This window comes from Salinispirillum marinum (genome assembly GCF_042650105.1).
Lineage (GTDB): Bacteria > Pseudomonadota > Gammaproteobacteria > Pseudomonadales > Natronospirillaceae > Salinispirillum > Salinispirillum marinum.
In genome coordinates, this window is the sequence record NZ_JBHSAL010000005.1 from 38329 (window position 1) to 51125 (window position 12797).

General features: G+C 54.5%; 12 protein-coding genes. 1 reads left to right on the forward strand and 11 read right to left on the reverse strand.

Going from position 1 to position 12797, the window contains the following annotated elements; genetic code table 11:
• Positions 1-145 precede the first annotated feature (145 nt).
• The 11 genes from ACFOSD_RS13625 to iscR form a co-directional block, all read right to left on the reverse strand.
• Complete coding sequence (locus tag ACFOSD_RS13625; protein ID WP_380697387.1) at positions 146-1042, reverse strand: bile acid:sodium symporter family protein; 897 nt, start codon at positions 1040-1042, stop codon at positions 146-148.
• A gap of 75 nt (positions 1043-1117) precedes the next feature.
• Complete coding sequence (locus ACFOSD_RS13630) at positions 1118-2857, reverse strand: AMP-binding protein (protein WP_380697389.1); 1740 nt, start codon at positions 2855-2857, stop codon at positions 1118-1120.
• 225 nt (positions 2858-3082) lie between these two features.
• Positions 3083-3508 carry a SufE family protein gene (locus ACFOSD_RS13635; RefSeq protein ID WP_380697391.1) on the reverse strand — a complete coding sequence of 142 codons (426 nt, stop codon included), beginning with the start codon at positions 3506-3508 and terminating at the stop codon, positions 3083-3085.
• Positions 3509-3520: 12 nt separating this feature from the next.
• The gene (gene sufT / locus ACFOSD_RS13640; RefSeq protein ID WP_380697393.1) at positions 3521-4054 is read right to left on the reverse strand and encodes a putative Fe-S cluster assembly protein SufT; all 534 of its coding nucleotides are present in this window, start codon (positions 4052-4054) and stop codon (positions 3521-3523) included.
• A gap of 13 nt (positions 4055-4067) precedes the next feature.
• Positions 4068-4427, reverse strand: coding sequence for a HesB/IscA family protein (locus ACFOSD_RS13645; protein WP_380697395.1), 360 nt, complete (start codon positions 4425-4427; stop codon positions 4068-4070).
• 12 nt (positions 4428-4439) lie between these two features.
• Positions 4440-5663 carry a SufS family cysteine desulfurase gene (locus ACFOSD_RS13650; protein WP_380697397.1) on the reverse strand — a complete coding sequence of 408 codons (1224 nt, stop codon included), beginning with the start codon at positions 5661-5663 and terminating at the stop codon, positions 4440-4442.
• On the reverse strand, positions 5656-6966 hold the full coding sequence (sufD, locus tag ACFOSD_RS13655; protein ID WP_380697398.1) for a Fe-S cluster assembly protein SufD: 1311 nt from the start codon (positions 6964-6966) through the stop codon (positions 5656-5658). Before sufD ends, ACFOSD_RS13650 begins: the two co-directional genes overlap by 8 nt.
• Before the next feature lie 4 nt (positions 6967-6970).
• The gene (gene sufC, locus ACFOSD_RS13660) at positions 6971-7750 is read right to left on the reverse strand and encodes a Fe-S cluster assembly ATPase SufC (RefSeq protein ID WP_449329104.1); all 780 of its coding nucleotides are present in this window, start codon (positions 7748-7750) and stop codon (positions 6971-6973) included.
• 13 nt (positions 7751-7763) lie between these two features.
• Complete coding sequence (gene sufB, locus ACFOSD_RS13665; RefSeq protein ID WP_380697402.1) at positions 7764-9200, reverse strand: Fe-S cluster assembly protein SufB; 1437 nt, start codon at positions 9198-9200, stop codon at positions 7764-7766.
• A 12-nt stretch (positions 9201-9212) separates the two neighbouring features.
• The gene (locus ACFOSD_RS13670) at positions 9213-10367 is read right to left on the reverse strand and encodes an IscS subfamily cysteine desulfurase (RefSeq protein ID WP_380697404.1); all 1155 of its coding nucleotides are present in this window, start codon (positions 10365-10367) and stop codon (positions 9213-9215) included.
• A gap of 13 nt (positions 10368-10380) precedes the next feature.
• On the reverse strand, positions 10381-10863 hold the full coding sequence (iscR, locus tag ACFOSD_RS13675) for a Fe-S cluster assembly transcriptional regulator IscR (protein WP_380697406.1): 483 nt from the start codon (positions 10861-10863) through the stop codon (positions 10381-10383).
• A 131-nt stretch (positions 10864-10994) separates the two neighbouring features.
• On the opposite strand from iscR, the gene ACFOSD_RS13680 reads away from it, so the two are divergent.
• Positions 10995-12605 carry an endonuclease/exonuclease/phosphatase family protein gene (locus tag ACFOSD_RS13680; RefSeq protein ID WP_380697408.1) on the forward strand — a complete coding sequence of 537 codons (1611 nt, stop codon included), beginning with the start codon at positions 10995-10997 and terminating at the stop codon, positions 12603-12605.
• Positions 12606-12797: the final 192 nt, after the last annotated feature.

Sequence of the window (12797 nt, forward strand, 5' to 3'; positions counted from 1 at the left end):
TTAATAAACAACGGAGTCAGGAGATTACTTCATTGGACGAATACCTTTTTTGATGGGGAAACAGGGTCAAAATACGCCGAAATTGACGTTCTCCCAAGCCCTTATCTAATACAGATAGAGCTTGCGAGGCTAACCAAGGAAGCCGTTAGGCAGGTTCTACCTTGGCTTGATCACGCGCCAGCTCTTCGCGCCGGGTCCAGCGACGATAGAACACCGTGACCCAGGTTGAGTTCAGGACGATGAACAATGAGTACATCACCGGAATCAACAAGATCAACTGTTGTGTTTCACCACTGAACGTCATGATGACGATCAACGCCGCCAGTGGCCCATTCTGGATACCCGTTTCCAAAGATACGGTGCGCGCCTTCTGTGGATTCAGCTTGAGCACGCGCGAGAACAGGTAACCGAACAGGAAACCGATCAACCCCAGCAGGATGACCGCGGCATAGACCTGCCAACTGGTTTCCACCAGCAAACGCCAGTTGCGCGGCGCCCAGGTAACGACCAGGAAGATGATCACCACAGCACCGAGAATACCGCCAGTTAACTCGATCACGGCGCCAATGTTCGCGTTCTTGCGGCGCAACCACATACCCAACAATGTCGGGATCAACAGTACGAAAAGTAAGCGCGCAATTTGGTCCGGTGGAATGCGGAAGGCGTCATCAATGCCTTGGGTATAGAACTCCATCCACAGCGGCACCAAAATAAACCCGGCCAGTGTGGAACAGATGGTCATCATGATGCTCAAACTGAGCAGTGACTTGGAGAAATAGGCAAAAATGTTCGAGGTAGTACCACCGGGCATACACCCCATCAGCACCATACCCACGGTTTGCTCCACCGACAAATTCAGCAGGCGCGCTAAGGCAAACCCGATAAACGGCATGAGCAAATACTGTGAAGCAAAACCCACTCCGATGGCTTGCGGGTGACGCAGAGCCAAGCGGAAATCTTTAAAGGTCAGCGAAGACCCCATGCCGAACATAATGATCACCATCATGATCGATAATAAACTTTCTTCTAATGGACTTAACATCGTCAGTTCTCCATCTGGGATCTGGTGTCACAGACCGTGACCAGCTTCCCGCTAAGGGCCGTATATTCCGGGAAATTATTGTTTTATGGCAGCGGCGCGAACTTCTTTGCGCAACACCTTACCCACCGGGGTTTTGGGTAACTCATCCCAAAACACCACTTTTTTCGGCACTTTATAGGCAGCCAATTCGGTTTTGCAGTGCGCAATGATGTCCTGCGCGGTCAGACCTTCCTCGCGCAACACCACATAAGCATGCACCGCTTCTCCGGTTTGGTTGTCCGGCACCCCGATCACTGCCGACTCCTGCACTTGTGGCAATCGTGCAATGCTGTCCTCCACTTCATTAGGGTACACATTAAATCCGCTCACGAGCACCATATCTTTCTTGCGATCAACGATATGAAAATGACCATCGTCCGACATGACGGCAATATCACCGGTATACAACCAACCGTCTTTCAACGTTTTGGCTGTTTCTTCCGGGCGCTTCCAGTAGCCCTTCATAATCTGCGGACCACGCGCAATCAATTCACCGGGCTCGCCCAGGGCCATCGTCATCCCTTGCTCATCGACGATACGAACGTCGGTGCCCGGCGCCGGAATCCCGATGCTGTCCATGCGCTCTTTGCCAATGGGGTTAAAACAAATAATGGGTGAACTTTCCGTTAACCCATACCCCTCGGTAATGGGCGTGCCAACCAACTTAGCCCAGCGTTCCGCTACTGATTTGTGCAATGCCGTACCGCCCGCCAAGGCCACTTTCATGGTTTGCGGTGGGTAGGCGGTAAACCACTCCTCGTTCAACAAGGCGTTGTAGAGCGTATTCACGCCGGATATCCAAGAAATGGGAAAGTTGTCAAAGGCACGTTGGCAATTTTGAATGGGTCGCGGACTGGGCACCAAGATGTTGTGCGCGCCCTTGTGATAAAAAGCCAGCAAATTCACAGTGAACGCAAAGATGTGGTACATCGGCAAGGCGGTTAAGATGCATTCTTTACCGGGGTCAATGTACGCACTGGCCACCGCATCGACCTGTTCGAGGTTGGACAGCAAATTGCCATGCGTCAACTCGGTGCCTTTGCTGACGCCTGTGGTGCCTCCGGTGTACTGCAATACGGCGGTATCGTTGCGCGTACTGGCACGCCAATAGTCTTCGACATTGATGGATTTGCTCGACAGCACGGCCTCACCGGCTGCCAAGGCGTCATTGATCGATGTCGCAGCAAGATTATGCTTCGGAATGACACGATTCCAATACTTTAACACCGCGTGCAAAACGCCACGCACCACGGGGTTAAACCATTGCGCCAAAGACGTTAAGACAACGTGTTTAATGGGCGTTTTGGCAATGATGTCCTGCAGCTTGTCGGCGAACATATCGACAATAACCAAGACCTCGGCACCGCTATCGTTGAACTGGTGTTCCATTTCCCGACGGGTGTACAAAGGGTTCACGTTGACCAAAACACACCCCGCTTTAAGGATGCCAAAGGCCACCACAGGCAAGGTTAAACAATTGGGCATTTGCACCGCTACACGCGCACCCGCCGCAAGGCCCAAGGTTTCGCGTAAGTACACAGCGAAAGCGTCTGACATCGCCTCAACGCGGTTATAGGTCAAACTACCGTTCATCCCGTTGGGCATACAGGTGGTGAAAGCTTTGTGCTCACCGAACTCTTTTGCGGCTGCCGACACCATAGCCGGGATGTTCGCAAACCTTAATTCATCGGATTGTTTTCGGTCTTGTATCGCATTCTGTGCAGCACCGTAGAACTGTTTCCACGGTGCGCTGTCGTACAGATGATCATTCGACATGCAAGCGTTCTCAGATGGTGGGCGGTGAAACTTGATGGCACCGCCGTTGTTGTTTTTGTACCTATACCATAGCGCAGTGTTCTATCCCGCAACAAGTGGTTGTAGGGGTTAGTTCATTACCCTTATTCCACTTACGACATAATAGACCATAGAGCACGAACACAAGATTCTTTTGAAGCATAAAGCCATGTGAAGGGATCGGACAACGCGATCGCAGGGGTCAGGTCACTCGGCTGCCGGGTCGGCCCAGGCACGAATGCGCTGCACCATCGCTTTGAGACCGTTGCCACGGGTAGCACTGAGGTGTTTGAGGAGATTTAGCTGTGCAAAGTAATGTTCGATATCAAAGGCTTTTATTTCTTCAGACGTTTTGCCGTTATACGCGGCCAAAACCACGGCCAGTAACCCTTTTACAATAAAAGCATCACTGTCGGCGGCAAAAAACCATTGCCCGGATTCGTTGCGCGGCACCAACCAAACCTTGCTCTGACAGCCGCGCACGATGAATTCATCGGTTTTATAGGCTTCGTCCAGCGGTGGAAGTTCTTTGCCCAAATCAATAATGTATTTGTAGCGGTCTTCCCAGCTATCAAAAAACGCTAGCGCGTCGAGCACATCGTCCGCAGTAATATCAACGCCAAACGTTGCCATAGCCTATAATCCTTAAAAAAACATGCCGGTTTCTAGTTGCGCTTCTTCACTCATCATGTCGCGGCGCCACGGTGGATCAAACACCAGGTTGACCTTCACTCTTTGTACATTGGGGACCCGGCGTACACGGTATTCCACATCGCCTACCAACACGGGCCCCATGCCACAGGCTGGTGCGGTGAGCGTCATATCAATGAGTACACTGTGCGTCGCTTGGTCGACTTCAACCCGGTATATAAGCCCCAGATTAACCAAGTCCACCGGAATCTCCGGATCGAATACGGTTTTGAGCGCAGTCCACACCTGCTCTTCCTGAATGTCATCATTTTCAGGTGCCGGAAAACTGAGTGTTTCGGCCTCTAGCCCCAAATGGGCAGCATCCGTCCCGTCAACGCGTACCATTTGGCCGTTGAAGGTCACGGTATAGTTACCACCCAGTGCTTGGGTAATGGTCACAAACGTATCACGCGGAATGGTCACAGGCGTGCCATCCGGCACGCGACGGGCCGGGCAATCGGCTTGCGCCACCACCATGCGTCTTTCCATTGTGTTTATCCTATCAATTGACGTTGAAGCTCTCGCCACAACCACAATGGTCTTTGGCGTTCGGGTTCAAGAATTTTAGCTGCCGATTCACGCCTTCTTTGACGTAATCGATCTCCGTGCCCGCCACAATGGCCAAGCTGTCTTTCGCCACCAGCAGTTCAACGCTACTGTCTAACGGCACATGTACGTCATCTACCTGGCCTTCTTGCACTAAGTCCACCACGTACATAAACCCGGTGCAGCCACTTTCTTTGACGCTCAAGCGAACCGCCTTGGCGGCACCATCTTGCGTTAATTGCGACCGAAAATGTTGCACGGCAGCCGGACTGACTTTCACCGTCTGCTGCGCGGGGTCAAACGATTGCACTGACATGGCATTGTTCTCCTACAGCAAAAATTGTTGGGCTTTGGTTAACGCAGCAAACAAACGATCTACGTCTGCAAACGTATTATAGAAACTAAAACTGGCGCGCACCGTTCCCGGAATACCGTATTGGTCCATGATGGGTTGCGCACAATGGTTTCCGGTACGCACGGCAACACCTTGCTGGTCCAATATTGTGCCTACATCGGCCGGGTGTGCGCCATCTACCATAAAACTCATCACACTGGTCTTGTACGGCGACGTCCCGACCAAGGTTATGCCCGGCATCGCCCGCGCTTTATCTTCGGCGTATTTCAGCAACGCGTGCTCGTGCGCGGAGGCACCGCGCCGATCCAAAGCATTCAAATAATCGATGGCCGCACCTAAACCCACTGCGCCCGCGATATCCGGCGTACCGGCTTCAAACTTGTACGGCAACTGGTTAAAGGTGGTGCCCGCGAAACTGACCGTTTCGATCATTTCACCACCGCCTTGGTACGGCGGCATGGCATCCAACAGTTCGCGCTTGCCGTACAGCACGCCCAAGCCGGTAGGGCCAAAGAGTTTGTGCGCGGAAAAGGCATAGAAATCGCAGTCCAAAGCCTGTACATCGACTGCCCAATGACTGATCGCCTGTGCGCCGTCGATCAGCACTTTAGCGCCGACGGCATGCGCCATGGCAATCACATCATCAATAGGATGAATGGTGCCCAACGCATTCGAGACATGCTGCAACGACACCATTTTCACCCTGGGGTCGAGCATCTGCCGGAATTCAGTCAGGTTCAACGTACCATCACCATCCACCGGGATGGCTTCGACGGTAGCGCCTACGGCGCCGGCAATCATCTGCCAAGGCACAATGTTCGAGTGGTGTTCTAGCGCGGAAACCAAGACGCGATCGCCCGCTTTCAGGTTTTGGCGGCCCCAGGTAGCGGCCACCATATTGATGCCTTCCGTCGTACCGCGCGTCCACAAAACTTGTGCCGAGGAGGGCGCGTTAATGAACGCGGCCACCTTGGTACGGGCGCCTTCAAATTTTTCCGTCGCCCGATCACTTAACGCATGGGCGCCCCGGTGCACATTGCTGTTGTCGTGCCGGTAGTAGTCTGCAATCGCTTGAATGACAGCTTCCGGTTTCTGCGTGGTGGCCGCGTTGTCCAAATACACCAAGGGGTGGCCGTTTACCTCTTGCTGCAGAATGGGAAAGTCGGCACGCACGCGCTCTACGTCGAATTTAGTCATGGATCAGGTGCCTCGCCAATTCATCATCGTTGCCAAACAGGCTGGCCAGCCGAGGACGCAAATAGGTTTGGATGGCCGGTTCGGCGACGTTCTGCAGCAATTCATTGATGAAGCCAAAACTCAACATCACTTCGGCTTCAGCGCGCGCGACACCCCGGCTTTGCAGATAATACATGGCCGTTTCGTTCAGTTGACTGACCGTAGCACCATGCGCACATTTCACATCATCGGCGTATATTTCCAGTTCGGGCTTGGTGTCTATTTCGGCCGTTTTCGACGTCAAAAGATTCTTATTACTCAGTTCCGCCAGTGTTTTCTGGGCATCTTTATGAATGTGTATGCGGCCATTGAACACGGCTTTTGCTGCGTCCGCGATGATGCCCCGGAAGTTTTCGTCGGTGGTGCAATGAGGTACGCAGTGTTCGACGTGGGTATGGTAGTCAATGCGCTGCTTGTTGCGCGGCAAGTAAATCCCGTTCAGGGCAAGATGTGCCCCTTCGCCGATGTGCCGAATGTGGTAATCCACCCGCTTCAACCGACTGCCTTGCCCCAAGGCGAACGCATCCAATACGGCGGTGCGCTGCAGGTTGGCATGCACACCTCCCACATGTAGAAGATGTTCTTCTTCCAGATTCAAGCGGTAATGGTGCAGGTGAGCGTTTTCACCCACCACCAATTCCGTCAGGCTGTTCACAAAGCCGTTTTGCTGCTCTGCGGTCGATACATAATGCTCGATCACCGATGCCTTCGCGTGCCGTTCCAACACCACCAGCAAACGTTGCTGCGCCAGCGCAGGCTGTGCAGCCGGGGTTGACAGATGCACCACGTACAGCGGCTTATCGGCTTGGCAATTGGGGCCAAGATGATACAGCCAACCGTCCGCTACACAGGCGTTACTGAGTGCTCCGAACAGGTGGCGTTGTGGGTCAACCACGCTGCCAAGGTGCTGCGTAATGATCGATTGCTGGTCCGCGTTGGCCTGGTCGAAACGGACCAGGTTACTCGGCAAGGCCGTCGATAACGCCTCACTGAATACACCATTGACCAACACCAACCGGTGCGCGTCGAGGGCCAGCCATTCTGCCTGCTCATGCCCATCGGAAGGCTGCGCCCATTGGGTAAAACCATCGGTTTGCAGGGCCTGCAACGGCGTATATTTCCAGTCTTCGGTGCGCCGACCCGGCCAGGCCGATTGCAGCCAAATGTCGGCGTTCTGGGCACGCAAATCGGCCAACCACGCGGGGCTGGTTTGTTGCGCGGCGAGGCGTAATGCCTGTTGTTGAAAGTCTGTTGCCGTGGTCATGGGTTCAGGCTACCTCGCCTTCCAGCCAGCCATAGCCTTTTTCTTCCAGCTCCAAGGCCAAAGACTTATCACCGGATTTCACAATGCGGCCGTTGGCCAGCACATGCACATAGTCCGGCACAATGTAGTCGAGCAAACGCTGGTAATGCGTCACCACGATAAAGCTACGATCAGTCGCCCGCATGGCGTTCACGCCATCCGCCACGACTTGCAGAGCGTCGATATCCAGGCCGGAATCGGTTTCATCCAGAATGCACAATTTGGGTTCCAACAACATCATTTGCATGATTTCGTTGCGTTTCTTTTCGCCGCCGGAAAAGCCTTCATTGACGCCGCGCTTTAAGAAGTTGGGGTCCAAGCTGACCTGTTTGCTGGTCTCACGCGCTAACTTCATGAATTCCACCGCCGACAACTCAGACTGCCCATGGTGTTTGCGCTTGGCGTCTACCGCTGCCTTCAAGAATTCCATGTTACTGACCCCGGGAATCTCCACCGGGTACTGGAATGCCAGAAATAAGCCTTCGCGGGCACGCTCTTCAGTGTCCATATCGAGAAGGTTCTGCCCTTTAAATTGTACGCTACCGCCGGTAACCTCATAGCCTTCCCGTCCGCTTAACACGTTACCAAGCGTACTCTTCCCCGCCCCGTTTGGCCCCATAATGGCGTGGATTTCCCCGGGCTTGATCTCAAGGCTCAATCCCTTCAGGATTTCTTTGTCTTCGACTTGGGCGTGCAACTGATTGATGCTTAACATGGGCTGATATATTCCAAATTTTGAATGCAGTAAAAAAGGCGACTTAGCCTACGGAGCCTTCCAGGCTCACTTCGAGTAATTTGCCCGCTTCTACGGCGAACTCCATCGGTAATTCTTTAAACACTTCACGACAAAACCCATTGACGATCATCGAAATGGCTTTTTCAGCGTCTAAACCGCGCTGTTGGCACAGAAACATCTGGTCATCACTGACCTTCGATGTTGTGGCTTCATGCTCGATGACGGCGGTCGGGTTTTTACTTTCGATGTAGGGGAAAGTGTGTGCCCCGCATTGGTCGCCAATAAGCAGTGAATCGCACTGCGTGAAGTTGCGCGCCCCATCGGCACCCGCGTTCATCCGCACCAAACCACGGTAAGAACTGTTGCTCTTTCCGGCCGAAATGCCTTTGGCGATGATGGTCGACTTGGTGTTCTTACCCAAATGAATCATCTTGGTGCCGGTATCGGCTTGTTGGAAATTGTTGGTCAAGGCCACGGAATAGAACTCGCCGACACTGTTGTCGCCCTTCAGGATGCAGCTCGGGTATTTCCACGTCACCGCCGAACCCGTTTCTACCTGCGTCCACGAAATCTTAGCGCTGGTGTGGCAAATGCCGCGCTTGGTGACAAAGTTATAGATACCGCCCTTGCCCTCGGCATTGCCGGGGTACCAGTTTTGCACGGTAGAATATTTGATTTCCGCATTGTCCAGCGCCACCAGTTCTACCACGGCGGCGTGCAACTGATTTTCATCCCGCATGGGGGCCGTACAGCCCTCAAGATAGCTGACGTGCGAGCCTTCATCGGCGACGATCAAGGTGCGCTCGAACTGTCCGGTGTTCATCTCGTTAATGCGGAAATAGGTCGACAATTCCATCGGGCAGCGCACCCCTTTGGGAATGTAGACAAACGAGCCGTCAGAAAAAACCGCCGAATTCAGCGCGGCGTAGAAATTGTCTTTTTGCGGCACCACCGAACCCAAGTACTTTTTCAGCAGATCGGGGTACTTGTGCACGGCCTCACTGATCGGGCAGAAAATCACGCCCGCTTCTTCCAGTTTGGCGCGATAGGTCGTGACTACCGACACGGAATCAAACACCGCATCCACCGCGACACCGGCCAGCATTTCCTGCTCATGCAGCGGAATACCGAGCTTTTCATAGGTGGCCAGCAACTCCGGATCTACTTCATCCAAACTCTGGGGTTTGTCGGCCATGCTTTTTGGCGCGGAATAGTACGACACCTTTTGAAAGTCGATTTCCGGATAGTGCACATGCGCCCATGTCGGCTCTTCCATTTCCTGCCACGCAGCAAAGGCCTTCAGGCGCCATTCCAGCAACCACTCCGGCTCACCTTTTTTGGCCGAGATAAAACGCACCGTCTCTTCGGTTAAGCCGGGCGCTAAAGTATCCGACTCAATCGCCGAGTGAAAACCGGCGGCGTACTCTTTCTTAATTAACTGTTCGACCTGTTCACTCATGCCCTTTCCTCGTTAGGCGGCAGCGCTCAGGGCGCTGACGACTTGCCGGATATGTCCGACCGCAAAATCAATTTCTTCTTCAGTGGTGTAACGCCCAACGCTGAAACGCAACGACGCATGCGCTAGGTCGTCCGGCAAGCCAATGGCGTGCAACACAAAACTGGGCTCAATACTCGCCGACGTACAGGCTGACCCGGTAGAGATGGCGATATTACGCAGCGCCATCAACAAGGTCTCGCCATCCTGTCCAGCGAAGGCGACATTAAGAATACCGCTGACGCGCTCTGTTGGATGACCATTCAAGCTGACACCCGGGAGGTCAGCCATGCCCTGCCACAACCGCTTGCGCAGCGCGGTGATGCGTTCACCGTCCTCTGCCAGTAACTGTTCCGCTTGTTCTGCTGCGGCACCCAAGCCGACGATCTGGTGCGTCGGCAACGTGCCGGAACGCATACCCCGTTCATGCCCACCACCATGCTGCTGGGCGAGCACTCGTACCCGAGGATCACGGCGCACATAAAGCGCCCCAATGCCTTTCGGGCCATAAAATTTGTGTGCCGACAGGGACAACAAATCAACCGGCAAGCGCTGCATATCCAGTGGCAACTTGCCCACGCTTTGCGCCGCATCGACATGAAACAGGGTGTCATTCGCTCGACACAAGGCACCCAGCGCCGCAATATCGTTCACCGTGCCCAATTCATTGTTCACATGCATCACGCTGACCAGAATGGTATCCGGCCGCAATACCGCCGCCAGTTGCTCGGGCAATACCCGGCCACTGGCATCCGGTGCGATAAAGGTGACGTCGAACCCTTGCTCGGCCAACCAATGTGCAGGGTCCAGAACCGCTTTATGCTCAATGCTGGAAACGACAATGTGTTTGCCTTCCGCCTGCCGCGCCAACGCAGCACCTTTGAGCGCCAGATTGTCGGACTCGGTGGCACCGCTGGTCCATACGATTTCCCGCGCATCGCAGTTGAGCAAGCTGGCGACTTGTCCACGGGCATGTTCTACCGCTTCTTCGGCTTGCCATCCGAACAAATGCGAGCGTGACGCCGGGTTGGCAAAGTTTCCGGTCAACGTTAAACAGGCCATCATGCGCTCGGCAACGAACGGGTCGACCGGCGTGGTGGCAGCATAATCAAGATAAATCGGCGTGCGCATGACCAACCACCTGCTACTGAATCGGACTGAGCGCTATGTGCGACTCAGGCTTGCTGCGCTGGTGTGAATCCTGGCGTATCCGCACCGACTGAATATCACCACGCGCGACCAAATCCGCCAAGGTGATGTCGTTGAGAAAGCGGTGTATCTGTTCGCTCAAGTCTTCCCATAAATGGTGGGTGAGACAAATTTCACCCTGCTGGCAGCCTTCTTTCCCCTGACACCGCGTCGCATCCATGGATTCGCTGACCGCGTCCACCACCTGCGCCACCGAAATAGCACCGGGGCCGCCAGCCAATTGATACCCGCCACCGGGGCCACGGACACTGTTCACCAATTCATGACGCCGCAACTTAGCAAACAGTTGCTCCAAATACGATAAGGAAATACCCTGTCGATCCGAGATATCAGCAAGGCTGATAGGGCCTTGCGCCTCGTGCAAGGCGAGATCCAACATGGCAGTGACCGCATAGCGACCTTTCGTGGTTAAGCGCATAGGACAGACCATTACAGGAAAAGAACGAAACGGCGCAAATTATGGAATATCCTAGTAATTTAGTCAACTATTGGCCACCTGTTCTGCGTCGAGCAAAACAGGCCACAGACCCTAGATGTAAAGCGGGGAGTATGGGTGATAGCGCCGAGCCATCAAAAAAGTGCGGGGATCATATCGTAAACCCGCACCATCACCAAGTTTCGCGCCGCCGGACCTGCCTGCTCGTGCTGTGTGTCTGGGTCTTGTGCAGTGCCGCGCACGCCGCCTGCCCACCTGCCATGGCACCCCATCTGGTGCAAGGCGCTACAGATAGCAGCCCATTGCAAGGACAACGGGTACAGGTTCGTGGCGTGGTGACCTACAGCGACCAAATCGACACGCCACAACGCAACAGTTTGCGTGGCTTTTTTATTCAAGGACCACCCAGTTACCAGCCGCAAAGCTCTGACGGCTTGTTTATTTATGCACCAAATCACCCGGTTAACGTCGGTGATGACGTGGTGGTCGACGGCGACGTTCTGGAATTCCATGGCCTGACCGAAGTGACACGGGTACGACGTGTGCAACGCTGTGGTCAGGCCGCCCCACCCGCCCCCGTCACCATAGAGGCACCTGCCGAGCGCTACGAAGGCATGCGCGTGCAACTGCCCGCCACCCGCATCACGGAAAACTATCGGCTTTTCGGTTTTGGCGAACTGGTGGTTGCGCAAGGCGACCAATCATGGATCCTCGAAGACGGCAGCAATGACCGCCGGTTGACCTACGTGCCCTTCGGTATGGCGCAAGACCCGTCTTTGTTGGCCAATGGCCGCCCTCTGGCGCCCTTGACTGGGGTGCTATCCTGGCGCTGGGATCAATGGGTCGTCCTGCCAGACACCGCGTTAACACCCACCTACACCGGGGGTTGGCGCATCCCGCGGCAACCCGTCGACCGTACCCGATTGGTGGTTTGGAATCTGAAGAATCTGTTCAATGGCGACCAACAAGGCTTTCGCGCCTCACGAGGCGCAAGTAACGCCGAGGAATGGATGGTTCAACGCACCGCCATTGCCCGCCATCTGGCCGAGCTGAACGCCGACATTGTGGCCTTACAGGAAGTTGAACACGATTATGGTACGGAGCACGCGGTTCTGCCGGAGTTGGTGGCTGCCATAGCACAGGCCGGGGGCCGAACCTATGACATCATCGCTTTACCCCGACGCAGCGGTGACGATCAAATTACCCAAGCCTTTTTGTATGACCCCGAACAGGTTCGACCGAACGGCCAACCCCTGTTGATTGACAAGCACCCCAGGCCGTCCCTCGCGCAGCGCTTTGTCGATCGTCAGGCTCAGGTGATCGGCATAGTCAATGTACATTTGAAGTCGCGCGCCGGTTGCGCCAATCAATGTGCCGAACCGCGTACCCAAGGTGTAAAAGCGCTGGCGGCATGGCTGGCACAACAACCATCCGCACCATGGCTGTTAGCAGGCGACTTTAATACCCTTCCCGACGAAGCATTGTGGCAACCGCTGTTGCAGCAGGGTGCGCAACCCGTGCGCCTTTCGGCGCCCACCTATTGGTATCGCGGCCAAGCGCAACAATTGGATCACGTCTGGGTCTCGGGCATGCCCGCAGCGCTGCAAGCTCAGGTCATTCAAGGCCATGCCGAACTGCCGCCCATGCCCTTCAATCACCCGTTGTTTCCGGTTACTCAACCGTGGGGCGTGTCGGACCACAACCCAATCGTCATGGATTGGTAGATTCTCCGCCCCCAATCGACTGAGCAAACATAAATGAACACTGATCAACATCAGTTAATGGTCATATTTCTGGATTTCCGTTGGCGTCACTGAACCGAGTCTTTTATGCTTACCACAACCTAATGATTAGGGAGGTCCAGAAAAATGTCAGCTACGCAGGTAGTTTTTCAGAGTTTCCTTAGCAACCCGTGA